At 48.6% G+C, this 26,766-nt stretch carries 27 protein-coding genes; 10 read left to right on the forward strand and 17 right to left on the reverse strand.

Going from position 1 to position 26,766, the window contains the following annotated elements; translation table 11 throughout:
* Positions 1-240 precede the first annotated feature (240 nt).
* The 4 genes from HS1genome_RS03880 to HS1genome_RS03895 all read right to left on the reverse strand — a co-directional run bounded on the left by HS1genome_RS03880 (position 241) and on the right by HS1genome_RS03895 (position 2,720).
* Entirely contained in the window at positions 241-633 is a 393-nt protein-coding gene (locus HS1genome_RS03880) for a type II toxin-antitoxin system VapC family toxin (RefSeq protein WP_126449696.1), read from the reverse strand.
* Complete coding sequence (locus HS1genome_RS03885) at positions 623-847, reverse strand: type II toxin-antitoxin system CcdA family antitoxin (RefSeq protein WP_126449697.1); 225 nt, start codon at positions 845-847, stop codon at positions 623-625. The genes HS1genome_RS03880 and HS1genome_RS03885 overlap by 11 nt, the downstream gene beginning before the upstream one ends.
* A gap of 486 nt (positions 848-1,333) precedes the next feature.
* Entirely contained in the window at positions 1,334-1,426 is a 93-nt protein-coding gene (locus HS1genome_RS12530; RefSeq protein ID WP_229768104.1) for a hypothetical protein, read from the reverse strand.
* A 1,087-nt stretch (positions 1,427-2,513) separates the two neighbouring features.
* Positions 2,514-2,720, reverse strand: a complete 207-nt coding sequence (locus HS1genome_RS03895) for a sulfocyanin (RefSeq protein ID WP_126449698.1) — start codon at positions 2,718-2,720, stop codon at positions 2,514-2,516.
* 136 nt (positions 2,721-2,856) lie between these two features.
* On the opposite strand from HS1genome_RS03895, the gene HS1genome_RS03900 reads away from it, so the two are divergent.
* Positions 2,857-3,231: a hypothetical protein gene (locus HS1genome_RS03900; protein WP_126449699.1), complete on the forward strand. Its 375-nt coding sequence runs from the start codon at positions 2,857-2,859 to the stop codon at positions 3,229-3,231.
* 926 nt (positions 3,232-4,157) lie between these two features.
* Here the strand turns inward: HS1genome_RS03900 and HS1genome_RS03905 are convergent.
* Both HS1genome_RS03905 and HS1genome_RS03910 read right to left on the reverse strand, forming a co-directional pair.
* Positions 4,158-5,138: a pyridoxal-phosphate dependent enzyme gene (locus tag HS1genome_RS03905; RefSeq protein ID WP_126451303.1), complete on the reverse strand. Its 981-nt coding sequence runs from the start codon at positions 5,136-5,138 to the stop codon at positions 4,158-4,160.
* A gap of 790 nt (positions 5,139-5,928) precedes the next feature.
* Positions 5,929-6,108 (reverse strand): hypothetical protein, encoded by a 180-nt coding sequence (locus tag HS1genome_RS03910; protein ID WP_126449700.1) that lies wholly within the window; start codon positions 6,106-6,108, stop codon positions 5,929-5,931.
* A gap of 41 nt (positions 6,109-6,149) precedes the next feature.
* Here HS1genome_RS03910 and HS1genome_RS12990 point away from each other — a divergent pair, with 41 nt between their 5' ends.
* On the forward strand, positions 6,150-6,275 hold the full coding sequence (locus HS1genome_RS12990) for a hypothetical protein (RefSeq protein WP_268243629.1): 126 nt from the start codon (positions 6,150-6,152) through the stop codon (positions 6,273-6,275).
* Between the two features lie 500 nt (positions 6,276-6,775).
* Here the strand turns inward: HS1genome_RS12990 and HS1genome_RS03915 are convergent, their stop codons facing one another.
* From HS1genome_RS03915 to HS1genome_RS03955, 8 genes are all read right to left on the reverse strand, one after another.
* Entirely contained in the window at positions 6,776-7,375 is a 600-nt protein-coding gene (locus tag HS1genome_RS03915) for a hypothetical protein (RefSeq protein WP_126449701.1), read from the reverse strand.
* A gap of 10 nt (positions 7,376-7,385) precedes the next feature.
* On the reverse strand, positions 7,386-8,189 hold the full coding sequence (locus HS1genome_RS03920; RefSeq protein ID WP_158613713.1) for a hypothetical protein: 804 nt from the start codon (positions 8,187-8,189) through the stop codon (positions 7,386-7,388).
* 724 nt (positions 8,190-8,913) lie between these two features.
* A complete protein-coding gene (locus HS1genome_RS03930; RefSeq protein ID WP_126449703.1) occupies positions 8,914-10,110 on the reverse strand; it encodes a glycosyltransferase in 1,197 nt (398 codons plus the stop codon).
* Positions 10,107-10,775, reverse strand: a complete 669-nt coding sequence (locus tag HS1genome_RS03935) for a DUF5752 family protein (protein WP_126449704.1) — start codon at positions 10,773-10,775, stop codon at positions 10,107-10,109. The genes HS1genome_RS03930 and HS1genome_RS03935 overlap by 4 nt, the downstream gene beginning before the upstream one ends.
* A 273-nt stretch (positions 10,776-11,048) precedes the next feature.
* A complete protein-coding gene (locus HS1genome_RS03940; RefSeq protein ID WP_126449705.1) occupies positions 11,049-12,194 on the reverse strand; it encodes an MFS transporter in 1,146 nt (381 codons plus the stop codon).
* Between the two features lie 185 nt (positions 12,195-12,379).
* Positions 12,380-13,297, reverse strand: a complete 918-nt coding sequence (locus HS1genome_RS03945; protein WP_126449706.1) for a mechanosensitive ion channel family protein — start codon at positions 13,295-13,297, stop codon at positions 12,380-12,382.
* Between the two features lie 54 nt (positions 13,298-13,351).
* Entirely contained in the window at positions 13,352-14,113 is a 762-nt protein-coding gene (locus HS1genome_RS03950) for a cytochrome C oxidase assembly protein (RefSeq protein ID WP_126449707.1), read from the reverse strand.
* A gap of 235 nt (positions 14,114-14,348) precedes the next feature.
* Positions 14,349-15,071, reverse strand: a complete 723-nt coding sequence (locus HS1genome_RS03955) for a 5-formyltetrahydrofolate cyclo-ligase (protein WP_197721525.1) — start codon at positions 15,069-15,071, stop codon at positions 14,349-14,351.
* A 68-nt stretch (positions 15,072-15,139) separates the two neighbouring features.
* On the opposite strand from HS1genome_RS03955, the gene HS1genome_RS03960 reads away from it, so the two are divergent.
* Genes HS1genome_RS03960 through HS1genome_RS03970 form a run of 3 tightly spaced genes read left to right on the forward strand, consistent with a single transcriptional unit; the run spans position 15,140 to position 18,635 of the window.
* On the forward strand, positions 15,140-15,586 hold the full coding sequence (locus HS1genome_RS03960) for an FHA domain-containing protein (RefSeq protein WP_126449708.1): 447 nt from the start codon (positions 15,140-15,142) through the stop codon (positions 15,584-15,586).
* Positions 15,586-16,710 carry a VWA domain-containing protein gene (locus HS1genome_RS03965; protein ID WP_126449709.1) on the forward strand — a complete coding sequence of 375 codons (1,125 nt, stop codon included), beginning with the start codon at positions 15,586-15,588 and terminating at the stop codon, positions 16,708-16,710. Before HS1genome_RS03960 ends, HS1genome_RS03965 begins: the two co-directional genes overlap by 1 nt.
* A gap of 5 nt (positions 16,711-16,715) precedes the next feature.
* Positions 16,716-18,635, forward strand: a complete 1,920-nt coding sequence (locus tag HS1genome_RS03970) for a protein kinase domain-containing protein (RefSeq protein WP_126449710.1) — start codon at positions 16,716-16,718, stop codon at positions 18,633-18,635.
* Here the strand turns inward: HS1genome_RS03970 and HS1genome_RS03975 are convergent.
* From HS1genome_RS03975 to HS1genome_RS03985, 3 genes are all read right to left on the reverse strand, one after another.
* The gene (locus HS1genome_RS03975) at positions 18,632-19,039 is read right to left on the reverse strand and encodes a hypothetical protein (protein ID WP_126449711.1); all 408 of its coding nucleotides are present in this window, start codon (positions 19,037-19,039) and stop codon (positions 18,632-18,634) included. The two genes, HS1genome_RS03970 and HS1genome_RS03975, sit on opposite strands and share 4 nt — an antisense overlap.
* A 78-nt stretch (positions 19,040-19,117) precedes the next feature.
* Positions 19,118-19,591 carry a DNA primase noncatalytic subunit PriX gene (priX, locus tag HS1genome_RS03980; RefSeq protein WP_126449712.1) on the reverse strand — a complete coding sequence of 158 codons (474 nt, stop codon included), beginning with the start codon at positions 19,589-19,591 and terminating at the stop codon, positions 19,118-19,120.
* 39 nt (positions 19,592-19,630) lie between these two features.
* Positions 19,631-20,404: a hypothetical protein gene (locus tag HS1genome_RS03985; RefSeq protein WP_126449713.1), complete on the reverse strand. Its 774-nt coding sequence runs from the start codon at positions 20,402-20,404 to the stop codon at positions 19,631-19,633.
* A 640-nt stretch (positions 20,405-21,044) separates the two neighbouring features.
* On the opposite strand from HS1genome_RS03985, the gene HS1genome_RS03990 reads away from it, so the two are divergent.
* The 5 genes from HS1genome_RS03990 (at position 21,045) to HS1genome_RS04010 (ending at position 26,738) form a co-directional block, all read left to right on the forward strand.
* Positions 21,045-24,023, forward strand: a complete 2,979-nt coding sequence (locus HS1genome_RS03990; protein WP_126449714.1) for an FAD-binding and (Fe-S)-binding domain-containing protein — start codon at positions 21,045-21,047, stop codon at positions 24,021-24,023.
* 178 nt (positions 24,024-24,201) lie between these two features.
* Complete coding sequence (locus HS1genome_RS03995) at positions 24,202-25,029, forward strand: TIM barrel protein (RefSeq protein ID WP_126449715.1); 828 nt, start codon at positions 24,202-24,204, stop codon at positions 25,027-25,029.
* A gap of 4 nt (positions 25,030-25,033) precedes the next feature.
* A complete protein-coding gene (locus HS1genome_RS04000; RefSeq protein WP_126451305.1) occupies positions 25,034-25,684 on the forward strand; it encodes a phosphoglycolate phosphatase in 651 nt (216 codons plus the stop codon).
* A gap of 24 nt (positions 25,685-25,708) precedes the next feature.
* Complete coding sequence (locus HS1genome_RS04005; protein WP_126449716.1) at positions 25,709-26,449, forward strand: sugar nucleotide-binding protein; 741 nt, start codon at positions 25,709-25,711, stop codon at positions 26,447-26,449.
* Positions 26,433-26,738: a transcriptional regulator gene (locus HS1genome_RS04010; protein ID WP_126449717.1), complete on the forward strand. Its 306-nt coding sequence runs from the start codon at positions 26,433-26,435 to the stop codon at positions 26,736-26,738. Before HS1genome_RS04005 ends, HS1genome_RS04010 begins: the two co-directional genes overlap by 17 nt.
* Positions 26,739-26,766: the final 28 nt, after the last annotated feature.

Raw genomic sequence — 26,766 nt, forward strand, 5'->3', positions numbered from 1 at the left:
CTAATATAGAATAGAGAAGTAAATCATTTAACTTACTTAGGAATTATGATCCAATATTTGTTGACCTTGTTATTGCAGGAGTGATAAAGAAGGAAAAATATGCTTGAATTTATGAAGAAAAATAAACTTGAAGTAGAAAATAAATATTTAGCGTTTGGTAGGGAATTTTTGAAGATACTGTATCTGCAAAATGTTCAATTGGAATATCCTGATGTGAATGATTAGACAATCTAATTTTCTTTACATACTTTTTATCAAATTCTTTAACGAAATAGCATTAGCTTTTCTTATTAACTCTTTATCGTTAGATACAAGGATAAGCCCTAAAGATTCGGCAACGTATGCATAAGCCGCGTCATAGTAAGTTAAACCCCTTTCTATGGCAATTCTCATTACCCCTTCAAGAGGCGGATCGTCTACTACGTTAAACCTTCGCATTAATTCATAGAAAAGTTTAGAAAGTGTTATAGGATCTTTAACCTTCTTATGTATATAATACTCCTTCCATATAGCATTACCTACCTCATAAAAAGTTAAGGTGAGTATGTGAATTTTCTTAATATCTACTTTATCCGCGTAATCTAAAAGCGAATATAAAGCTGAGGCATCGAATAGGAATTCCCTATCTTTCATCCCTACTCTCCCTAACAGCCCTTATCCAATCATCTTCGCTTACATCCTTCATTAGTTCCTTAATTTTCATAGCCATATCCCTAAGCTCTTCCTTTTCCTTCTCCATTATTGATTCCTCTAGTGCCTTTTCTACAACTTCCCTAATATTAATTCCTAGCTCCTCTGCCTTCTTCTTTAGCTCTTTCTTAACTCTTACGCTTATTACGTCTGACATGGATACGTATACGAAATATGCGTATATAAAACTTTCGTATATTTACGCTTCGTTAGGTTACTCCAATCAGAGAGAACATATGATCAATTCTGTAATTGACTATTTTCAACATTTTCGGTAAATCGTGGATTTTGTTAATTCAGTATAAAGTATATAAAGTATAAATCCAGTCTCAATTCACTATTGAATTTATTGACTGATAAAATTAAAATATACTATTTTAGGATATGTAAAAATTTCCATTGTAACTCAGAGAGTTTAAATTAGAATTTAAGGAAATTAACTAATTCAAGTAAATAAAATTGTTTAACATACTCTGACATGAAACTGCAATGTTAAAAATAATAGGTTAAGAACGAGTAATACGCCAAATAATTAGTTAAAATACATAAAGAATAATTAGAAAGATTAAGTTAGGAAAGGATACAAAAAAGAAATTCTATTAAAAACTTTTCAAAGTACTAAGATCACTTCTCTCTTAACAATTCAACAACTTGCTTTAATCTTCACATGACCGCTCTTGTGCAAGACCTTAAGACGTTGATATAATTCGGCCTTATTTAACCGTGTGGCCTCCAACAGTTCCTTAAACCACGCAGACCTTGTATAATAAAGACCTAGTAGTATTCCTAACCTAACTCCAACGTTTAACTCCTTATTATTCTTACAGGAGTTTTATTAATTTCTCTAGCTCCATTCCTTAGCCCTCTTTACCAATTTGTACATAAGGTCGAGGAACGGTGGAATCAAGAGAGTTATCGTGTAGAAAGGAGACGGTGTAATGGCTACTCCCGAAAGGATATACGACGTGGCTAGAATGTACTCTACGGGACTCTCTTTCTGAAACCTTACGGTAAAGATCAACTGACCGCCAATGAAAGATACATAAGTGCCTACAAGAAATGTCTGGTAAACTAGATAGGGACGGCTACATCAAATACGGTTCGTCGCGAAACTCCCGGTAGTTCGCTCGCGTCCTCGACGAGTTCCTCGACTGCCGGCTTCCCCTCTCCCGGCCCGAGTTCCTCGGGCCGGAGATCTGGAGGTCGCCGGTTCCCGCCACCCCAGCTTTCGGCTCCCTGCGTCGACCGCGCCGTTTACCCTCGCTGGGGGAGCGACCCTAGGGTCGTCGTGCAGATCGCGCGCCGAGGGCGCGTCCCTACAACGGTCCTCGGCCACCTTAGAAGGTAGGTCTAACTCCTACCTCAACGTGGTGTAGAACTCCTAGTGGATTTTACCTGACACTCCCTTCTGGGTCCGGGAAGTTCTCCTTCTACCGGAACGGGGTGGAACGCATCGCTTGAACGTAGTAGTTCGCGGGGCGACCTTCGTCGAGATCGCGGTTCCGATCCTTCGACCCTCCAAGACGTCGAAAGTTGCTTGGGAAAAGTAGTAATTTAAATAGAAGGAGACTGTCCGTCTCCGCCGTGAAAGGCGAGGCTTTTCCCCCCCCCCCCCCTTAACCCCCTATTCTGTAATCTGAGTCTTCGTCTACTACTAAGGTTAGATAGCTGAGTTTGACTACGACGTCTTCCACAACCTACTCTAAAGTGGAATAGATGATAAAGCATGGAACTCCGCCCTATATTCGTTGGATAAGGGAGGCTACAGAGCAGGAAACTCTGAGGTAGTCTCATACTCGTGTTGAATCCTTAGTTAATTGACTTCAACCCCACGAGTAACCTCCTGAAGAGCTTGAGGAGCTCCCTGAGCTGGTGCTAGAGGAGGTGCCACTTACACTGCTGTAATGAGGAGTTACAACAGAACTATGGCTCAAAGCCACGGCCATGAATGCCCCGCCTACTGCCAATATTAGGACAGTTAGAGCAATTATAACTACCTTGAGCCAAGTAGATCCTTTCTTACTTACCATAAATGAATTCGCGTGATCTGCCTTCTTTTATCCTTTTACCCAAATCTGAGCTTCATCCTTACTTAGCGAATTTCCCTCACAGAATGCACAACGATCTTGGAAAAAGTATTTCTACACCCCAAGTAGGTCCTGCCATATGAACGGGGTTTCATCTATAGGTAAACCTTCAAGGATAGTGACCAGCGCTCTATTAGTGATCTGGGCAGGGATACACTTCACATTGGGAGAAGGACTTCTTGCTAGGTTACCCTTAGTTGGAGAGTTCTTCTTTGTTGATTCCGTGATAGCCATAGTTGGTGCCATCGTATTAATTGCTGGACTCAGAGTCCTCTATCTGCCAGTGTTAGTGTACGCATGGATCAATTACCTCCTCTTGACAGAGTCAAGGATCCTTCCTGCTCCAATCCTAGGCGAGCCTTTGCCGGCGATAAACGAGTATGTTATAGGAACTTTCGTACTTGATATTGTGATAATAGTTCTCGCAACAATGGCGTGGTTGACATCTAAGTGATCTACAATCTGACATTTTTATACTGATAAGGGTCTAAAGGGATCCCCTCTTTGAGAACAGAAGGTCTATTTATACAAGAGCTCAGAAACGAACTTAGTCCATATCTCTCGCGCTTCCGCTTAGACAGTTCAGTGAGGCTCACCCTCGTCGGTAAGTCTACGAGGGGCATCAACGCGACGAACGAATGCTACCCTCAAAGTGGGGCTACGTTGATAACCATAAAGCATGGAACTCCGCCCTATATTCGTTGGATAAGGGAGGCTACAGAGCAGGAAATCCCACCAGCGTTGGGTAGTTCATGCTGCTACAATCAAGGGCTCTACATCCAGACGGAATTGAGAGTCAATTGTAGATATACCTTAGTCCCCTTAAATGTTAGCTTCGTCCAATCCTTAACCCTCTTCGAAGACCTGTTATTTCCCCTAAAAGAACACTATATTCAAAAAGGGCTCGCAGTCACTCTAACACCTCCTAGACCTTCCTCAAAGTTGACCTAACCCTGACGTGGAGGTTCTTCAACCCACTCTTTCTCAGTGAGGCTCGTCCTTTCTCAGCCACCCTCTTCCGCGACTTGAGTATGGAGAGAGCACCATCTATAGCTCTATCGACGTATTGCGAAGCTGCCTCGTGAGTCTTGTACGATAACAGCCTGAGTCTTAAGCTTTTCTGAACACATCCTCAACTGTTCGACGGAAAGTTGTACTGAACGAGGAGACTCCAGGATAGAGATTAAGTTCTTTATCAGTTTTCATCCTGAAGTTTCCATCATCCACATTAGGCGCTTCTGTTTCAGAAATGACCTTCTCAATCTTCCTATGAAACCTGGAAGCCGTCCATTTACGCTACCAAGACTTTTAGAGACCTCCTCGTTCTCGGTCTGGAGTGTTTTGAGGAATCCTTTTGCTGACATATTGTCTGAACCTTAGTTAACCGTTCTTAAGACCGTGACCAGTGAGGACCAATACCGACTTACCTTCGTATATCCCTTTCTGGTAGGCTGCGTAGACCGTGGCAGAACTATACTCAACGTATAGGCCCATTTTGGCCAATTTTTCTCTGGCCTCTACTATCTCATCCTCGTCTACTACGACGCAGAGGTCTGCCGCCTTCACCATGAAGTCTATGAGAACGGGGTTAGTACTTACTAATGCGTCGGCAACTGACGTTACCTTCAATGGCGGTGTGTAGGTCACTCCCTCTTTCCTAGAGCAAAGGGGACTCACTTGCCTAGTCTGTACTGCCACTATCTTAGGAGGGTAGTTCAACTTCCCCTCCCTAAGGAGGTGCTGAAATCCCTCCCATACCCCTAAGAGGAGGGTGCCAGCCGAGACGGGTAGGAAAACGTAGTCCAATTGAGGAGACTGATAGTGAAGTTCGTACGCCAAGGACCTTATTCCGTCCCTAAAGTGTGGCTCTAGGACGTGAGATGCATAATAGGCGGGGGCGTTGGAGGCTGCCCTAGAGACGTCGTCCCTAGAACCGGGAATCCTCTGGACCGAAGCACCATAGGCCTCGATCTGCCTCACCTTGGCTCCGGCGGCGCTTTCTGGGACATAGACTCTGACCCTCATACCAGCAGCCGCACCATAGGCAGCGACGGCGGAGCCCGCGTTACCTGAGGAGTCCTCACTTATCTCTAGGATTCCGACATCCCTGAGGTACGATATCATGGTCACCGCTCCTCTGTCCTTGTAGGACCCGGTCGGGTTCATGAAGTCGAGTTTGAAGCCAAGGTTCCCTTTCCATATTAAGGGCGTGTTGAACTCCCCGAGGCTGATCCATTCCTTCACGTAAGGGAAGTTGTCCCTCAACTTCTCCCTATGGGGGAAGTCTACCTCGACCTTGAGGGGGCCCCCACAGGACTTGCATCTTAACTCCAACCCCTCCCGCGGGGTCCCACACCTCATACACCTCTCCACTAGTCACGTTTCAGGGGACAGCTAAAAAGCGAGTGACAACCCCTTCTCAAGCAAAGGGACCTCACAAACAGTTTAAACTTGTGGTACTGCATGTTACTCTATCAAGGGCCGAAGAGAAAGTGAGGACCTCTACGATTCAGCGCGGAGCCGACTAGAGGAGGTAGTGAGGGGTGATAAATTGATCGTGGTGGGGGGCGGACAGGAAAGACTTCCCTGACTAGGGTGTCCCTCAACGAAACGGAACTTCCTTTTCTATTCCTCGATCCGCGGTTCTCAGAGAACCCTAAGATAAGCGATGTAGGTAGGGTGCCCAAGGACGAACTAGATCGGTTCCTCAAGAATTACGGGGGACCTGATAGCTTCCTGAGGTGAGTCCTTAACAAAGTGAGGGGATAAAGGTGAACTCAAGTGGATTGGAGGTTGAGCTCAAATGGAGGGGTGAGGATTCACTTAGTTTCGGAGACCTACTTTGAGCGTTAAACGAGTTAGGTGAGAGCGAAGGTACGCCAGTTATTCTTGAGATAGACGAGGCACAGGAGCTTAGGAGGGTAGGCTGGATAGACTTCAGGAGAGTTATGGCGTATTCTTACGACAACCACAGGTGGTTCAGATTACTCCTCGCCGGCTCTGAGGTGGGAGTACTATACCAGTTCCTGAAGATATGAGGACACTTCTTCCCCGCTCTTTGGACGCGCGAGGGTCGAGGTGAGTACTAGGAGGTTCAGCAAGGAGGGGATCGAGTTCCTTGAGATCGGCGTCACACAGTCCAGAGTCGCGCCTAACATGAAGGAGCTAGAGGAAGCAGCTGAGAGTCTTGGAGGACGTAGCTGGGTGGATTACTTACTTCGGGAGGAACTACGTTGGGGATCGAAGAGGAGGTGTTTAGGTCGGCCATTACGTTAGCGTCGAATGAACTGAAGAAGTTCCTGAGTGGGAGGTGGAGTTCTCGGTACGCCACAGTGTTGAGGGACCCCTCTGTCCCGAGGAGTTTGGACCGAAGTGAAGAGGTGGTTGGAGGAGGTAGAGGGAGGAACTATTAACGAGAGGACGCTCGACGAGATCCTTTCCACTCTAGCGGGAGTAGTTGAGAGGACTGAAAAGGGTACACCATCCCAGGTCCTGTAACGAGGATAGCCGCTTCCATGTTGTTAAGCCGGCCTAACTCAGACTAGAAAAGGAGGCTAGTATTACTGATTGAGGATATTACTTGGAGTCCAAGGGGGAAACAGTCGACCTAAACTTCCACTGGAGAAGGCTTGTGAAGATTTCTCTTAATGAAATCTCCTCACTTCGTCGGTAAAGATAACTCCCAGTTATCTCTACTTGAGGAGGTACTGAAGATAGGCGTCAACTTTAGGGGACCGCGAGAATTCTGAGGACAGGCAGGTCGACTGAGAACTTCCAGTGGAACCTAGCATAAATACCGGATGCCTTGATTTTTATTCTTTTCAGCTCATTAAATGTAGGCTCAATGTGTTAATATCCACATAACTGTGAAAAACACAATTATACCCAATACGAGGCCGAGATAGTGAAAGAAAATGGGGAAAATGACGTGAGTCTCGAGGGTCTCTAGACTCTGGGCTCTAGAGGCTGTAAAGTTAATAATAATATTATATTTTTTCTTATTTACGAATATAATAAACTATAGCAGCAATTAACACCACCACAATTCCCACTAGGACGTAAAGCAGGTACCCTTGGGCCGCGCTAAGTGCGGAAGATTGAGATGGAACTGGGATGACGGAAACTGGAGTCTGAGAGTACACTACAAAGTAGGTAGAGACTGGGTCGTTTATCACGAAGACCCTCCCAGATGACAGGAAGTACTGAGAGTCGTTGAGGAACCTGAAACCGTGGTCGGTCTCAGCTGCGACATAAATGTAGTTGGTGTGATTTAGTAGAGAGACGTTGAACACTGAAGGCAAAGTGGAGTTAACCACAACCTCCTGTGATGTATAGTTCCTTCCGTCCAAACGTAGCGAGATTACTTTCTCAATTGTAGGAGAGACTCTAGGGAGTTGCACGGAAGAGCCGTTGTGGTAGACTGCGAGGAAGGTCGAGCTATAATTCAGGGAAACAAGGACTAGCGTAGCCGTCCCTCTGACGTAGATCGGGTGAGTGAGGTTAACGTAGGCCGTAGACTCCACTTGCCCGTCCTTTGTAAACACTAACAACACCTGAACACCCATCATATCGCTGAGAAGTGAATCGTAAGAAGTCACCTTGGAGGAGTTAGGCCAGGTGAATGTATCCTATGGAGGTTCCATTCACTCCGAAGAACTCTAGGGTGGTGAAACCTGTCACCACTGACTGACTGAAGCTTTCTCCAAGAATTCCAGGAAGATGAACTGAGGAGGCGAAAGAGCCGATCCCTTCCCCTCGCCACTCGAGGGCCGGTACGTAGGTCCCGTTAAAGTAGGCCACAGTCGCATTGTACCTCGCAAAGGTAGAGGAATTGAATGTCTGAGACTCCTCGATTAACGGAGCGTACCTACGCGGCTCTTGGAACTGAACCGACAGGCTCCTTTGGACCCTATAGATTACGGAGGCGTTAGTCGGAATGAGAGTTAGGGATATTCGTTCCGTTGAGGAACCTGAGCTTAGGTTCAATGGAACCTCCACTGTTGCCATGGAGGAACCGTTAATGAACTGAAGCTCTACCGTGGCTGTCCCATTAACGTAGGAGTACCCTCCCACCTTACCACCTCCCGAGAGTCCGGCCCACACCACCTGGAGTCCAGGTGAACCGTTGACAACCACCCTGGCCAGTTGAGGGAGATCCGTGTAGACTGTGATGTTGAAGGCGCTAGCGTTGACTTGAATAGTGCCGTTATATCTAGTGGGCGTGCCAGTGGGAGACAACTTGTAAAGGGTGATGTTGAGAGTGGTCAGCGTCCGATGAACTGGTGTGAATTTATAAATTGAAGACTCTACATAGTAGAAAACTCCTTGGCGACCTAGAAAGGAGAACACCCTGAGGTCCGATACGTACCTCTGAAATATTGCTTGACCTTGAGTCTGTTGCGGAGAGGCCATAGCTCCCAAGGAAAGCGAGACCAAAAACAACGGGAGTAGTAATAGCTGACTTCCTCCCCGCCCTGGAAGGGCGATGGTTCCCTCCCAGAGGGCTCGTCGTTCCCACCATCGGTTCGGGTTTACATGTCTCGTTTGGTGGGCAGTCGAGTGGATCAGAGATCCACTCCCATTTGAAGAGGAGGGGACTTTCACCCATTACGTCTAGTCCCTTAAGAGAAGGAGATAATAGCTGCTCCTCCCTCAGTCCCATTAAACCTTAGATCGAGCTGGGGAGGAGCGTCGTTAGTACCACTAAGAGAAATTTTAACAAAGAAGTATAAATATGAGGGGGCTATCCGTCCCGCCGTGAAGGGCGAGACTTTACGCCCCCTCAACCCCGACTTTGTAACTTCTCATGTGATAGAAATCCTTATTCAAAATATATAAGGATTTTCAGAGGAACTGTAGGAACCTGATGTAACTAGAGCAAAGAGGCTGTACCCTTTTCTGTACGTGACGGAAAAAGGGAAACGAAACGCTCCGGCTCAACAACACTTCGTCTGTATTCCGTCATATTCCTTAAGGCGCGGCACGTTCTTCTCACGAGGGAACAAGTGGGTGTAATTCCTTTAGCGCAATAACACCAATATTACTCTCCTAGCCTAATCCCCGCCTCCGGTAGGAGTTTGGCCTAACTCTTGGGAAAGAGATCCCGGGATCCCAGTCTACTTTTCAATACATCGACTTACCTCACTCCCAAAACGTAGGTCATCACCATCAAGTAGTCCCTTATGTGTCTAGGCAGGAGGAAGTTCTGCCTCACGTGCTCCCTACCGTTGGCCCCCAATCTCTCAGCCACCTGTCTCCACCTCAGGAGGTACAGTGCGTAGTGGGCGGCTTCCTCTGGAGTGTTAACTAGGTATCCAGTAACATTGTTCACGACTTGGAGCGGTATTCCTCCGGTATTGCCGCCTATTACGGCCTTCCCCTTCCACAAGGCCTCGCTCACTGTTAACCCAAAGCCCTCCCTTACTGACTTCTGCATCACAACGTCAGAGCCACTCTGGAAGGCATTTATCTCTAGGTCGCTGTTTGGAGGCAGCATGAGTAGGTGGATGTCGCTATCGTCTCCCGCCTCCGCCACCGTCTTTCTGTAGACCTCCTCTCCTTCTGGGTCGTCCGAGGCGGGACTTCCAACGTAGGCGAGCTGCACGTCAACATGTCTTTTCAGCATCTTATACGTCCTTATTACCCCCACCGGGTCCTTGGCATAGTCGAACCTCGAAATTTGGGTTATGATGGGCCTGTCAGTATCGAGTCCAAACTTCCTGAGAACCCTCTCCGCTGTGACGCTGTGGATCTTCCTGTTCTTGATACTTAGGGGGTCTATTGAGGGAGGAACAACGAACTGAGGCACGCTCAAGTCCTCCCTACCGAATATGGGAACCGAAATTATGGCGGCGTCGTACTTCTCTATTCTCCTCTTCAGAAACTCCCACGTTGGGGGATATGGGGAGGAGATGTCTATGTGACACCTCCATATCCACCTTCCCCTCCTCTTGAAATTTATGAGGCCTGCGGGCTGTGGATCGTGCACGAAGACTACGTCGTAGTCCGTGTTGAGCTCTGAGGCATTGATGGTCTGCCACTTGTCGTAAGTCTCAAAGGCACCCTGAGGCAACCAAGTGCTTTGACCTTGAAGTGAGTTGTGGAAGCTCTTGGTCACCCTGAAGAACTCCCCGTCTCCCCTTATCACCTTCCACTCCACGTTGAGCCCCAACTCCCTCATCAGTGGAACCATTTTGTTCAAGATCTCCGCCACCCCACCTCCCTCCTTCGTGGAGTTGACGTGTAGGACGGAAATTCCATGTAGTTTCTGAGCTATCCTGAAAAGACTATCTAAGGACTCTTCCCCCACGAACTCTGCGTACTTCTCTATCACTTCAACAACTCACCTCTGAGCACGTTTAGGACGTCCTCCCTCATCCTCTCCTCGTCGGTGTACGTCTGCGGGTCTATCTTGGAGAGTTTGATGGAAACCTCGTCTAGGCCGAAGTTTTCTGTCAGCCACTGGGAGAAGTCGTTGGTCTTACTGTAGCCCATAACTCTCCTGAAAACGAAGTGATAAACGAGGGCCCTAGCTGGCATCATGGCAACCTGGTCTAAGAGTTGTCCCAGTGTGCTCAATTTCACATCTATTGGGTACACCACGGGAACACATGTAAGGAAGGAGAACGGCCTCTTGGCCTTCCTTTGACGCAGCTCCTCGCTAGCCCCAGAGAGGATCTTTATCAGGTCTCTCCTCACGTCCTCTACGGTCCTGGGCTCTTCTCCAGGCACGTCAGAGACCAAGTGCGCCAACGTAGAGTCCCCTAGTTCGTCCCGTATCCAGAAGGCGAAGTCGTTGTGCACGTCGTCGGGGATGATGTGACTGGAGAAAATTGGGTGGAAGACGTGATAGAACACGGAAAGTCCGTCTACCCTCTCGAGACCTCTTAATAGTCCCTCAACATCTAAGGCCTTCACGCCAGTGTAAATAGGTGGGTAGTACGCTCCGTAAAGTTCGAGCTCGACTCCTTTACCTCGACTGTCAAGGAGTTCCAGCATAGTTGTAAGTGATTTTCCTCGTCTGTTATAAAGGAGTGTGTTATAAAGGAGGAGGTTCTTCCTCTAAGGCCTTCTCCCTTATGAGAGGCTTCCCTCGAAAAGGAGGGCCCATGTAGATGTACAAATTTGGGGACAAAGAAGGGTTCCAGCCACTCAGAGGAAGTTTGGCTCCTCGTAAACTGAACCGACAGGCGTTTAGGGCAAGAAAACGACGGCTCGACACGTGAGTTCTCCAATTCATAGCGTCACGTCAGGACGTCAGCAAGGAGTTGCTTAGTCCTTTGGTTCTCCTTGAGAGTTCTCGAAATCCAAGGGTAACCTCCAAAAAAGGAAAGCGGAGGAAAATGCGAAGATGGCGACAGCGCCCCATAAAACGAGACCGTCATAAGGGAACCACCCCATCAAGCCCGCACTGATGGAAGTCCCTATTGTCCTTCCCAGGGAGGTGGTGAGACCGAAGGCACCCATGTACTTTCCCCTGTTGGACTTATCGGCTAGGTAGTTGGCCAGTGCATTGATTAGCGGGGAGGCAATCATCTCGGCCGTAGTTACCCCCACCACACAGACCATTCCATCAAGAAAATTTCTAACCAACGAGAACGAGAAGTATGATATCCCATAACCTATCATTGCTAGGGACAGCCCAAGGACCGGATTGAACTTCGCAAGGAACCTTCCCACAGGTTCCTGGAAAGCCACTATTAGAACCCCGTTCAAGGTGAAGAGTAATCCAGCGAATGTAGTCGATACCCTCACGGTGGACAGGTACTCTATGAGGGGAAAGCCCAGTTGTCCCATGACCGTGGCTGCGAGGAAGTTAGGCAATAGAAATCTTACGTAACTCCTGTTCACCCTTAAGGATAAGACTCTTATCCCCCCTACCTCTACCCTGGGAACTAAGGGTACTGAGGCTAGGGTAATCGCCGCGGAAGCTAGTAGACAAAGAGAGAAATTATAGTGAAACAATAATCCACCTAAGGCAGGACCAGCGGCCCAGCCTATGTTTATGCCAACGCGAACCCTGCTAAATGCCCTTATTAGGTTCCCGATCTCTGACGTGGTGTCCCCCACGGCTGCCGTGTTGGCCACTTGGTAGACGCTGTTGAAAAAGGTCTGAAAAAGGAGAAAAAACGTCACCCATTTTCCCTCCTCAACAATGAACCCCGCTAAGAGGGCCAGAGCTGACAACATAGCTGAGACCTGCATAGCCTTCTTTCTCCCTAAGTAGTCCGCGAGAAGACCCCCGATCAGATAGGCCACGGAAGTGACTCCTCCCTGAGCCGCGTAGAAGATCGCCACATCGATGAGTGATAGATGATAAACTGTGTTAAGCGCAACTCCCACGAATGGCCAAACCACGGAACCACCAAAAGCTCTCATGCCTCCCAATACGGAGAGCCTGTTTACGGGAGAGACCACAGATCGAAGTGCCCTCCTTAATCTTTAACGGTGACCCTCAGCGAGTGAGCTCTTTACATTCTCATGAAAACGACAAAACAAAGGATCCCACCTAATCTCTATTCGGTAGCTGAGTCTTTTTGCGTGAGCTGGCCGTGTACCTAGCCTCTATCTTGTGATCTAAGCCCTCCAGGGGATCGGTGTCGTCAATGGCTGGTAGTTTCCTTCTGAATCTGTTTCACTGTCCTCATTAAGACCTTAATTACCTCACTCCTCACCGGCTCTTCGTAGTTCGTCTGGCACATAGTATCAACTGCCAGAACGTAGGTAGTTTGGCTCGTGTCGAGTATCTTTATTGAGGGTTCCTCAACTACGAAGTCCAGTTCCTTTACAGCTTCCTTCACTCTTGGTATCACGATGTCTGGGTCCAAATCCTTGGATACCTCGTACTTAGTCCTCACTTTTCTCAGTTCTTGGCTACTGTGCACGAAAATCGCGGCCTGAACCATAATGCTGTTAGGTATCTTTATTGGGACATTCTCGTCGGTTACGAACGTGGTGTAAAGGAGCGAGATATCGACAATAACTCCAGTGTAGCCAGGGATGAGGAAGTCAGCCGACCAGAACTTGGGTGGGTAGGTGGGAGCGAGCAAGCCGTACTGCCAAGTGGAAATCGTCACCCTGTCCCCTATTTTATATGGTCTTGAAACAAGGATCATGATTCCACCGAACACGTTGGAAAGAACGTCCTGGGACGCCAAACCTAGGACTAGCCCTGCGAAGCCTCCGGCTGCTAGTGCGGCTCCCAGTCCAATCTTCAGTAGAACGAAGAACCCAGCTATGGCCAAGACGTAACCTACTAACCTGACTACGAAACTCAAGGTAGACGCATTAGGGGCCCCAAGTACCGAAGACGCCTTCCTCTGTATGAAAGTAGAAAGAAGATACGTTATCACTATTACTCCGGCCACCCAAATCGCCGCGTAGTAGTACTCTGAGTAAACGTCAGGGAGTACACCTAGCTTGGCAAGGAAGTAAACAGCTGCACCAACGACTAATGTTCCAGCTATTGCGGTAAGGACGAGCGCTAGAACTTCCCTTTCACTCAGCTTCCTTACGGACATGAAACATCGATGAAGTAACAAGAACCCTTAAATTTAAACCGAAATCCGATGCACTTAGATTATCCCAGAGTTCAAGAGTATTGCCACCACAGTCAGGATGGAAAAGAGTTGGTGGAGCGCGATAGAGGCACCTGGCTTCTCTGGGTTCGAGTTGACCGTCCTGTACACCAGTAGACCAACTAGGCCCTCTAGTACGGCTACTCCTAACGTTAACCAGTAGTGAAGCAAGATCAGGCTTATCACAAATATCCCAGCCGCTAACCCGTGGACCACCCAAACCCACTGGAGTCTTCCCTTTGGCCTTCGCACGTCCCCTATGGGCTTCCTCATCTTCCTTGTCCCAGTCACCCATCCTCCCATGAAAATCACGAAGTAGAGGAAGTGAGGTGGAAGGACAGCCTGTTCGAAGAAGGTAAGAAGGTTTCCCCTGAAGCCGGCGAAGAGCAGGAGATATATAACGAAAGTCGTGTAGGCGGCTATATCGTGGAGACCCTGGAACAGGGAAGGAAGCTTACCCGCTAAGACGTAGAGGGTTGCCATGCCCAACAGAGCAGTGGCAGCAACTGCGACGAGACCCAAAACCGTCGTCAAGCCCGGGTCCAGTATCAAAGCGACTAGGGCTAGTATCCCTGTTAACGTGGCGGTTATCCTGTGAATGGCCTCCGGATCGCCCTTTCTAGCGACGTCTATCATGTTGTTCGTATAAGGCCAGTTGGTTCCCAAGGAAAGCCCGTATCCGTACCCCTCAACTATGCCCCCAAGGACTATGGTACTACCCGCAAGTAGGGACGTCACAAGGGCAATCTCCTGAATCATAGGCGGGTAGTGGCGAAGGGCAACTTAAACCTTTGTAAAGATGAGATTTGGAGAAGTGAACGAGGAACGAGAAGTTAAACTTGTCCAGAAGCCAGCTTGTTCGTTTAAATATAAACCGCTCCACGAGGGCTCACTGCTCCTAGTATCTTCACATAATTACGTTTGTAGGCCTGTTCCTGGTTGGAGTGGGATTCTATAGAGCTCAGAAAAAGGACAGACAATCCGTCACGTCACCTCACTTCCTGAGTTCCTTTAGGAGAGGAACTTCATCCATCAGCTCCGAGGTTACATAGTTCCAGATGATGCCTCTAGGCTTTTGAGGTGGAGTATGAGACTTCAACGCTGCTGAAGGTGTGAAAGTCTCGTCCACTCCGATGTCGAAGGGCTCTACGGGGAGCGAATCCTCGACCAACTGAAGATCGTGGACTGAGGTCAAGATAGGTACCCCTGGGTTAACTAGTCCATAGTGAGAGAGTATTCCCCATTCAAGCTCGGCATAACCGTGTCCCTTTCCCAACCTGGTTCCATCCCTGTGGTTTACTGCTACCGACCCTACCACAACCACCTCCACGGGCGGTAAGGAAGATGGATGTACTCTTTCCCCACTCCTGAAGGCTCCCGCGATCGTGGAGGCCTCCCGAGGATCTAGTGAGTTGCCCTCGAGCACAAGGAAACCTTGTCTGAGACGTGGAGTCGCCATTACCAACGTTGAACCCTTCCTGAGGGCTCTCTCCCTGCACTTGGTCTGAGGTGCGTCTGGATTGACCTTTATTACTCTTGCCCTAACGAAGTCATCAGAGGAGGCTAACCTTGCACATGCGTCAGCACTCCCGACGAAGTTGGGTATCCTTCCGTGAGGGGGTAAAGGGAAGGTGGCTATCCTAGATTCTTCCATCCTGTCCCATATCCTTTTTCTGATCACCTCTTTCCTCTCCACTATCGATCCGTTCCTGTCCAACCTTCTATCCTCGGTGAGGAGCGAGGGGAGTAGTCCTTATAAGTATTACCAGAAGCAAGCTAAGGGTCATGAGTTGGACTTGCTCCATATGTGGAGGGGAGAACGAGGGAGACAGCCCCGCCTGCACCTCTTGCGGGGTAAGCAGGGTGGAGGGTACAAAGAACCTTCCCAAACAATCCTCGCCCCCACCAAGTAAACTTAAGGTTGAATTCATTAATGGACCCAGCACGCTCCCTGGCTCCAAAGTAGAATTGGAACTGTCCACTTTTCCAAAGGTTACAATAGGAAGGGGTACAGAGAACGTGATAATAGTTCCAGATCCAGAGGTCTCGAGGAAACACGCCACGCTTTACATGGAGGGCGATGAACTCTTTCTCGAGGACTCCTCGAGCACTAACGGAACTTACGTTTACGACGGCGAATCCTTCAAGAAGGTAGAAAAGAAGACCAAGCTCCCTCAGGGAGCTGTAGTGAAGCTAGGTAGCTTTACCACGCTGAAGTTCACAGCGGAGTGATGAAATTGAGCATCTCCCTCTCCCTCGAGACCAGTCATAGGCATCCCTATACGCAAGACGTCGCAATGAAGTTCAGACTCAACGTCGTCCCAGAGAAAGTGGTTCCCACCAACGACATGCACTACATGGTTCTCCTAGATGTGAGCGGTTCAATGGAAGGAGTGAAGTTGGAAACTGCGAAGAAGGGGGTAGAGTCTCTTTTGGCCAAGATCCCAGAAGGTAATAGGGCTACTATCCTAACCTTCTCTGACGACGTCAGAACAGTTGCAAACTTCGAGGAACCACGAAACGTCAACCTAGAGTTTAAGGCTGGAGGAGGAACTCAGTTGTACGCCGCTCTCAGAACAGCTTACGCGAAGTTCAGGGAGAGGGGAAAGCCAGGATACATGATCCTTCTCACTGACGGCAAACCAACTGACGTTCACGAGTCCGAGGCCTATTCTAAAATAGAGGTCCCCAGCTCACTCACAGTTTACGCCTTCGGAGTAGGTGAGGACTACAACGAATCCATTTTGAAGTCCGTGGTAGACTCCTGCGGCGGTAAGTTGTACCACCTGGAAGACCCGGAGACTATATCCCAGGAGCTCCCTAAGGCCACCGTAACGTACGTTGCGGCCAAGGACTTGACGGTGGAATTCAGGTGGCCTAGGGAAGTCAAGATCCTCAACTACCAAGGTCCTCCAGTCAGGATATCGGCCGTCCAAGAGGTCGTAAAAATATACGGTGAGACAGTTCTTCCCGCCAATGCCAGTGGTGAGTCCCTGAAGGCGGTGGTGAGTTATAGGGACCCCACTGACGGATCAGTTAGGATAGAGGAGGAATCCGTCCGACTGGACGATGGAGACTTCCTAAGTGGTCTCAATAAGGACCTCATGAGGGAGTATAGGTACTATGAACTTCTTAAGAAGTATGGAGACGAGGTAATGACAGGTGAACTCGATCAGGCGACCAAGACTTTGGACATGATGAAGAAGGTGGCTGAGGAAACTAGAAGGGTCGAGCTGGTGGAGGCTACCAGAAGGCTAACAAGGAGTTTCGAGTCGACGAGAAGGCTTGAAAGCACAAAGAGGACGAGTAGGCTCTCCAAGGAAGTAGCAAGCGAAGTAACGAAGGCCCTGAGGTAATACAATTGAGGTCCCTCGTGTTCAAGATTGGAGACAGAGGGTATGTCTACCGAGGCTCCTTGTACTACGTGAAGACCGACTTCCAGGTAAAGAACGAGGTTGTAGGGTACGTGGAGGAAAACGGGAAGAGGAAAGGGGTCGTGATAGACCTAGGTAAGGTGAGGGAAGCGAGGGACCTCTTCGTCGATGGTTACGTAGACGATCTGAGTTCGAACCTACTGGCTGACGGTAAGGGTAACGTTTACGTCTGGGTCAACTCCCCACGATTGCCGATGGGTTCCAGGTTCGATGTAGTGGAGGGAGTTCCAATTAGAAAAGGGGATACTCGCTCTCTAATCAAGGTAATGTCTCTAGGGGAAACTTTCGTGAAGTACGCTCTATCGGTGAGCCAAAACGAGGAAGTTCTTATGGAGGCTGTAAGGAAATCCAGCGAATGTAGAACGGTTCTGCAAGTGTTCAATAAGTTACAAAGTTTCGGAAGGGAGGAGGCGTTGGCCGCAGCCTCCTGCATGGAGAAGGAGGGGATGCTGAGAGAAGCGGCCCGACTCTACGAAAGGTTCGATGAGGTCAAGGCCAACGAGCTCAGAAGGAAGTTGAGGGAAGAGGCCGATAGACTGATCTCGAGCGGGGACCTTAAAGCAATGGCCAAGGCGATGGAGCTGTGTCCAGACTACCCAGAACCAGCGGTGAAGATCGGACTGGAACTTATGAGAAGAGGGAAGACTAAGGAAGCTATAGATTACCTCATCGAAGCGGTGAAAAGAGGAGAATCCTTAAGGAACCTTTCTATACTGGGCTGGGCCCTCCTTAAGGCTGGGAAGGAGGAGGAAGCGTTGAGGGTCCTAGACAGGGCTGACGCACTCCGAAGGACACCAGGTATAGCGTTTCTTAGAGGGATAATCCTAGAAAAGGTTTCTCCATCAAAGGCATCGAAAGAGTTCGCCTTCGCGTGTAGTGAGGGGATAGCGGAGGCGTGTACCAGGGTGGTAGACGTAGATGACGAGTTAGAAGGTACAACCCTTTACGGGTACCATCTGAGAAAGTTGGTGGGAGATGGTGGAATGGGGAAAGTGTATTTGGCCGAAAGAAAGAGCAGGAAGTTCGCGATGAAAGTGATGAAGGAGGACTCCAAACCTAGGGAAACGCTACAGGAGGTGGCCAAGCTGCAACAGCTTTCACAACACCCTAATGTCATAAGGATTGTCGGGAGTTATATAAACGATGAATACGACCCAAACTTCCCGCCTGCCATAGTGACAGAGTACATGGAGGGGGGAGACCTCACTAACATTCTTGTGTCAAAGGAATATGCTACACTCAGAGGCTCGGTGAGCTGGCCTCAAGTCGTGTCCCACGTTTTCAAAGAACAGGCCGCTGCTCTAATTCACCTCCATAGTAATGGCTACGTTCATTGTGACTTCAAACCATCCAACGTACTCTTCAACGTTCCTCTCCCATACTACGGTGTTGAGGCATTGGATTCCCTGTCCACGGGCAAGGTCGTGAGTAAGCTCTCCGACCTAGGCTCCTCGGTGAGAATAGGAGAGCCGGTGATCCATTATACTCCTTTTTACGCGCATCCGCTTCAAAGGTTCGGAGTGAGGGCCGATACCACGCTAGATATCTATTCGCTAGGCGTCTCACTTTACGTGTCCCTTACGGGGAAGTATCCCACTCCTGACTGGCTAGAGAGGGAACTTGAATCCGCTGCGTCAGGAAAGTTGGACAAAAGCGAGGCGCTGAGAGAGTTCCATAGGGCAGAGCCGGAACTCTCTCAAGTCCCTCCAGAACTTCGGACAGTAGTCTACGGTGCCTTAAAACAGGAATTAACAATGGAGGAGATACACAGGGAACTCAAGTCCTTCTCGGAATATGAGTTCCCAGTAGAGTTGTCGAAATATCCCTCCTCTAACAAAGTTCTCTAGGTCCTTGCTAGCTCTCTAGAGACCTCCTCCAACTTCTTAGCTGACCCAGCTAAGAGGTTCCTGAGGAACCGCCTAGCGAAGTACTCCATCGGACCTTCGTACTCGGCCCTTAATACGCATCTCCTCCCGAGAAGGAAGACTGAAAGTCGTAGAAGTAGCCTGGGAGAGTTAGAGTGACCTTCGTGGATCACCCCGTCCACGTTTAGGGACTTCCTCACCAGCACCTTCGCTAAGGGCACCGGCACTCCAGGCAGTTGGACAGTAGCTGTATACTCGTCCTCTCCTATCGGTTGAACCTCCTTGACTATGGCCCATAGCTGTGGGGAGTTCCTCTCGTCGTAGAGATACTTCAGTAGCGCTATCCTATCGACATCAACCTCCACTGCTCTTTCTTCTGTTATCAATAACCTCTATTCATAGAATAGAATGTAACACTTTTTAAAGGAAACTTCTGAAAAGATGCCCAAAGTCTTCTACGATGATTATGTACTTTCGCGACTCTTAGCCCTTGGACCTAAGGAAAGCACACTCTGGATTTGAGAGAAGAGGTCTGGATCGTCCCTCTTCACTCTAGAAAGGCTCCATGGCTTAAGTCCCCTGCTTTTAACTCCACGTATAACCGACCTCAACCAGGCATCGTAGACCACCCCTCCTCCTATCTCGTAGAATTTCCTCAACACGTCCAATGCAGTCTCCTCGTCCATCGACTTTACGTTGACGAGATACCTGCTTGCTACGTATAAAATGAACCTCTTTCTCCCATCACCAAGTCCTTTCTCTAACACTTTGTCTATCCATGAGTAATCCACTGTAGGAGGTGGGAAGATCCCGCGAACTTGGAAGAGGAGCTTCTTCCTACCCTCGTCTATCTGATAGACCTTAGTGGAGCTACCGTCGTAGACAGCGTAACCAGCAAGGGTACCATCTGGATAGTGGAGTTTGATCCTCCTGTCCAAGAGTCTCTAAAATAGGTAGGGAGAAGTAAAGAAAAAAGCTCACATGAACTTCCTTGCCAAGATGTAGCCTACAACTACCACAGCCACAGTGGCTGGAACTATGTATATCACGTAGTCGGGTGAAGGATCGCCTATTAGGTTAGTTGAAACCAGCCTTATTTCCATGCTTAAAGTGTGTACACTACCCTGGTCAGAGAACTGGGCACCCATGAAATCTGCGCCGTGAGTACTATTCGAAGTACCGGTGAGCTGAGCCGAATAGAGCAAACCATCCTGAAGGACCTCCACATAACCTTTAGCGCCAGCTTCAAGGGAATAACTTAGCTCTACTGGTGTCCCGAATACTGACTTGTTGTAATTTAAGTAGACGTGAAGGTAGGCCGATAGGTTATGGAGATTGGCCTTCAAAGACTGTCCGTTCACTTGAACCTCTCTTACACCACCTTGACCATAGCGAATACTAAGGTTGTAAGTGAGGTTTCCTAAGACACCATTCCTCATGACATCTATAGTCTTGTTGAGCAGAGTTGATAAGTTGGACGAGAGTAATTGTTGTATTAGGCTGTAGTTTGCGTTATAGAATGTAGAGTAGTCTATTTTAGTTGTGGAGTTGAAAACATTTAGCTCGCCCACAAGCGTAAAGGTGTTATTGAATGGATGTCCAGGAGACGTCTGTATGGTAAGTAGGGCAGTTCCGTTGACATCTCCAGATGTAAAGTTGATGCTGTAAATTACGTACTGTGTCCCACTTGAGGAACTTAGGGCTAGCGGCGCCAATAGTAACGATATCAGAAGAAGGGCAACATACTTCATGCATTCTGACCTCGTGCCCAACGTTAAAAACTTTAGTTTAGGTGATCAAAAAAGGCTCGTCCCGGCGTTCGGTCTTCATTGAATTTTCACGAATTAGTGCCCGATCCCCGGCCCTTGGGCTTCACCGAACTCCCTGGGAACGTTCGCCTCTCTCAGCCCCATTTGCGAGATCATCTCACCCAAACGAGTGTTACTATCAGAGGAGGAAAACCCCGCACGTCCTCAGTTCACCGCCATACCTCGTCTGGATATCTTCGCCCCACCTGGTGTTACTGCATTTTGTTTAAACCTCGAAATATATACTTCTCGACTACTCGGAAACTGTTGTCAACGGCGCTAACGGGAGATTCAGGGGTCCTTTGCGAATTCAGTTTATTCAGAAAAATAAAATGAATTTAATTGAATACCCCCGCACGGACTAGGTAGGGATTCACGCTTAACGATATCCCTTATTTAATCTATCTTTGCTATAATTACAATTCGCAATTGAAACCTGAATCGCCCGCGCTAACCCCTTTTGGTATTTTACAGGCTTTAACTAAGAGCCGCGAGAGAGTCCCCTTAAGCGAATAGTTGATATAGAAGTCTAACCGAGAGAAAGCAAAGATTATTTTACCAGTAGCTATAGAAGATTTAACGAATGATTGTAGAGGAGTTAAGGGACAGGTTCGGAGACAATTTCAGTACTGAACTATCCGAAAGGTTCTCCCATTCGTCAGATATGGGGTTCGTTCCTCACATCGTGTGGGCTGGAGTTAAGATAAACAATATCCCAGATTACGTAGTTTATCCTAAGACCGCCGACGATGTAATTGACTTAGTCAGGATAGCGCGAAAGTACAAGGTACCCTTAACACCATACGGTAGGGGAACAAATAGATATGGAAACGCCATCCCCACAGAGGGAGGTATAGTGGTAGACTTCTCCAAGATGGACTTCGTCGAGGTGAACGCCGGTGACAAACTAGCCACGGTTGGGCCGGGCGCCACATGGAAGGTTGTCGACATGCATTCGCAGCAGAAGGGAATGCAGTTGAGGACGTTTCCCTCCTCCTACGACTCCACTGTTGGAGGAGGAATAGCCGGGGATGCGTTGGGCATAGGCTCCTACGAGTACGGATTCGTATCTGACAACGTAGCCTTCGTGGAAATGGTGAGTCCAAGAGGCGAACTGGTCAGACTTCAGGGAGGGGACCTAGCCGTAGCCTGCGGAGCAGAGGGAACCACTGGAATTATAGTAAAGGCGGGGATAAGGCTGAGGCCTTTCTCAGCGACCGAGGCTGTTACGCTCTCTTACGATTCCTTTGACGAGGTGATAAAAGCGATAGGGGAGTTCTATAAACAACTCATACCGGCGTGGCACGTCCAAGTGAGAGGGAAGGCGATCTCCACGTACATGGCCGAGAAGTACAAGGCACCTGTCGAGCCGAACAAATGGAACTTAGTGATCCTTTACCCGTCCACCAGAGCGGCGCTAGTGGAGCCAAAATTGAAGAGGCTTTCCTTAGACACTGGAGGTAAATTAACCACGGGGGAGTGGACGGGTTGGTGGTCCTTCAACCACGGAGTGATCGCGGCGATGAGAACTAAGGGGCTCCTCATACACCAACATGGACTGGTGGAATACACTAAACTGAAGGAACTGATAGAAAGGTTAGGGAGACATTTGGGGGAATTGGGCAGATTGGAAGAGGACGGTGGCTTCGATGTTGACGTAGCTTTGGAGAGGAGAGAGACTCTCCTTGTTAACGCATTTACAATGAGCTACCTGAGGCCTTACGACAAGAAACTCATCTACGAACTGGCCAAGAACACCTTAATGATGGAGGAGATGATTGCGGTAGGGGGTTCTATGCTTGCCGTGGGAATGTTCGTTCATCAATACGCTAAGAATAGACTCAATGTGACAAGCAAGACCTTCACACAGCTAGGAGTGGACAGGTACGAGGCGATGAGGCAGTATAAGCAACAAAACGACCCAGACGAACTGATGAATCCTGGCAAGGTTTTCGAACCCAAAGAGAGGGGCAGGGGAGTGATGGATATAGCCAGAAAGCAGAGGGACGCACTTTCCTTCAGATTTGCCATAGGACTGGCAAAGGCCCTGACTTCTGGAGGAGAAGTAAGTGGTTATCAAGCAGTAAAAAGATACATGGACGTGTTTGTGGACTACGGGATGGAGTGTATAGACTGTGCCATGTGTATCACTGTGTGTCCGCAGTACAGACTAATTCCCCAGTACCCTTACGCTCCAAAGGGGATGTTTGACTTCGTTAAGGGGGCAATCTCGAGTTACCACATAAAAGGGGCCGTAGATGTTCCACTATCAGCCATAGCTGAGATATCTGGGTGTCACAAGTGCGGTCTCTGTGACGGTGTGTGCCCCGCTAAGATACCTATATCCACCCTTCTGGTCAAGCTAAACAACTTGGTGGCCAAGAAGATCCCTGAGGAGAAACCGGTGAGCCTGAAGTTAGTAGACGAGTCGGTTCAGGAGGTAGTGGATCCTAGTTCGGACATAGCTTTGTGGGTAGGGAAGAGCGGGATAGAGAACCTAGAGAATGCCCTAGTTACTCTGAAGGTACTTAAGACCTTGGGAATAAAAGTCAGGCTAATAGGGACTGAGGGAGACAGTGGCTTCCTGGACTATATCAGCGGTAATGGTTCATCGCTTCAAAGGAAGGTGAGGAAGAACGTGGAGTCGCTCTCAAGCGTAAACGAGATCCTAACCGTGGCGCCTGAGGACTACAAACTATTCTCTGAGGTCTACATGGATTACTCCAAGGTCCTGGGCACTGAGTTCAGGGCAGTAGTCACGCCATTGGACTCTAGGCTACTCGAAATAGTCGACATCAAGGGAGAGGAGGAAGTTCCGTTGCACGTAGCCTGCTTCTCCCAGGAATATGCCGACGAAATCTTAAGGAAGTTAAGAGAGAGGGGATTCAAGGTAAGGAAAGTCGAAGGATGTTCGGGGGCTCAACTTGAGGCCAATCTCGGCAGAAGGGCAGATATGATGGCCAGAACGATAGGAGAGAAGTATAAAAGAGTAGTAACTCTTTGTCCCTTTGCCGCCGCCAAATTTAGAAAAGTGGGCATAGAGGCAGTTACTCTGACGGAGTTCATAGCCTCTAAATTGGGGATCTCCATGGAGAAAAGACCTGAGGTCGCCCTCACTCCACAGGTGAGAGACGGCCTCAGGGATGTACTGATTAACTCACTGCGTAATAACGTTCTAGCAGTAGACCAGTTAGTGGCCGACACAGTGGCCTTCGCGACTGACGAGGAGGAATATAAGAAAATGATAGACCCTGTGCTAGCTCAGGCCGTAGATAAAGTCGCTGAAGATGTGCTGAAGTACATGGAAAAAGTAGTGGAGTCTACTAAAGGATCCTCAGACGCATCGATGCTCCTAACGAGAAAGGCACTCGTGGATGTGGTCTTATCCTCGCTCTCCTCTATAAATAGTGAACCTCTAGCCAGAGAACTCGTGGAAAAGGTGAAGGAGAAGGCCACCGACTCGTTCGATGAACAGGTGGTACTTAGGACCTTACTCTCCCTTATAACTGACAAGTACAACGATTTACGGGTGAAGATAGCCTCGTCGATGAACTATTCATAGACTAAAGTTTTTACAGAATCTTCTCGAACTTAGATGTTTTCGACTTGTCTTTCCCTTCATTATCGTAGAGGTTACGTCTATTATGCCATAATAGAGCCCCGTAAGGACGTGCGTCAATTTACGGACCTTTGAGTTTAACCCTTATCTCTATAACTCCTCCCCTTTACAAATTCCGATCATGGCTAAAGTGTTTCTAGGGCCAGCCGGTGTTCCTATAGCGGCCCAAGGTAAGGGAACTGAGGAAGGAATTAGGAAGGTGAAAGAACTAGGGCTCAACGCTATGGAAGTCGAGTTCGTGCAAGGAGTTAGGATGAACCAGACTACTGCCTCGAGAGTGGGTGAAGTAGCTAGGGAAATGGGAGTTCGCCTATCAGTTCACGCTCCCTACTTCATAAACTTATGCTCTGACGAAAATGAGAAGGTTGAGGCTTCTAAAAAGAGACTACTCGACACAGCGGATAGAGCGGAAAGGATGGGAGCAGACGCCATAGCGATTCACATAGCGTTCTACGGTAAGCGAGGCCCAGAGAAATGTCTACGATTCGTAGAAAGTCAGTTGGGTGACGTAGTTGACAAAGCGAGGAGTGCTGGAGCATACAGCGTCAAGTTCGGCGTAGAGACAATGGCTAAGGAGACTGCAGTTGGAACGTTAGACGAGGTCATAGAGTTGGCAAAACAAATTAAGGGGGTTATACCCTACATCGACTGGGCTCATACCTTCGCCAGACAAGGGGGACAAATAAACTACGGCGACATCATAGACCGACTTGTGCGCGAACTTGGACTGCAACATATAAATTCCCACTTCGAGTCAGTGACGCCAAGGAAGGGTAAGTTTGTAGACGTACATAGGCCGATTGAATACGAGACACCGCCCTTTCAGCCATTGGCGGAAGCCCTGGTTAGAAGGGACGTATCAATATCTCTTATATGTGAGAGTCCAAAGCTTGAGGAGGACGCCCTGAAGATGAAGGAGGTGCTTGAGAGAGTTGGAATCAAGATTTAGGATAATGGTGGCTTCCGACTTCGATCGGACCCTGTCGTCAGAGAAGGACGGCTTCGTCATGAGGAGAGAGGTGGTGGAGGAAGTCAATAGGTTCTCCAAGTCATATCACTTCGTGGTGGTGACAGGTAGGGAAAGGAAGTATATGGAAGTCCTAGCTCCAGGACTCAATCCCACGGCCTGGGTAATGGAGAACGGTGCCCTCCTAGTTCACAAAGTGATCGATGTAAACGCGCCTTCGAACTGGCCATCGGTGAGGACACTGGTGGAACAGACCTTAAGAAGGAGAGGTGTCAGATACAGTAGAGGAGAGGTCATAATCTACGTTGACGGGGGAAGATCTCAAAAGTTAGAACTAGACGTGAAAGGAGCGAGTATAGAGTGGAACAGGAACGACGCAATGATAATGCCGACCGGCGTTAACAAAGGTACTGGACTCACGAAATTGAAGGAGGCCCTGAACTTCCAAGGCAAAGTAATAGCGGTTGGAGACAGTGAGAACGACTTCGCCCTATTCAAGGTTGCCGATTTCAAAGTAGCGGTGGGAAATGCTCTCCCTGAGGTGAAGCGAGAAGCAGACCTAGTCTTAGATGAGGATGACGGTGAAGGTGTGAAGAAACTGCTTAAGATGATAGAGGAAGACGAATTGAAGATCTGAAGGGACCAATTTCAGGTAGTGAGAATGATAGCAGTCACGGATGAGGGACCTTTCAGTAGGGCAATCACGTCTGACTTAGAAGACGAGGTGAGAGTAGTCGACACTCCGTGGCGAGTGAGGGAACTCAACCCCGACTTCCTCATCCACACATACGAGGTAGGATATTATTCACGGAACAGGGCTGAAATTTGGAACGTCAACGTATGGCGCGTTCTGAATATGGCCCGAGCCGCGAATTCCGTCGGGGCAACCAACATCTTCATTTCGTCCTTCATGATCTTCGATGGAAACAAGGGAATGTACACCGAGAACAGTCCACCGTCTCCCTTGAATTACTACGGAGTGAGCAAGCTCGCAGGAGAGGCGGCAGTGGCTGCCCTAGGGAACTACCTCATACTGCGATTAGGGTTACTTTACGGATCACAGATTCACTCTATTCTTTCAGGAATGTTGAGGAACATGACGATTGGTAGGAGAACCTTATGTCCTCAAGGGTTCTACGTGAGTCCCATAGGCGTGAAGAGTCTATCTAAGATAATAAGTGAGCTAGTGAAAGCTAGAATCAAGGGTATATTTAACGTCGCAACACAGCGAATAGACCTTTACGAGTTTTGCAGGAAATTGGGTGAACTTTTTGGAGCTGAGCCCTCGCCAGTTCACGTGAGGAAGAGGGACTTCTCCCTAGACACCTGGCTACTAGGGACGCTTGGAATAAAAGTCTCAGTCAACTACGATATAAAGACTACCTTTGGAGCTGACGACTAGGGAAAGGATATATGAGCTTTTAAGAGCCTCTCCAAAGGCTCTAACCGGAAGGGAGATTGCTAGGAGAGTGAAAACTCGGGAAAGGGACGTGTACGAACACATCCTCCACATAGCTCTATCCTCTAGGAGAAGGGGAGAGGTAGTGGTGATCTTCCCGGCCAAATGCGAGGAATGCGGATTCGCGTTCGAACCTGAAAAGGTTAGGAAGCCCGGAAGATGCCCAGTTTGCCATAGCACCAAAATAGACGGACCTAGGTTCTTGGTTAGAGAGAGTGAATGGAGCCCGTAAACCGCCTTCCTCCCCGCCCTAAAGGGCG

Source organism: Sulfodiicoccus acidiphilus, assembly GCF_003967175.1.
In the GTDB taxonomy this organism is placed as follows: Archaea; Thermoproteota; Thermoprotei_A; order Sulfolobales; family Sulfolobaceae; genus Sulfodiicoccus; species Sulfodiicoccus acidiphilus.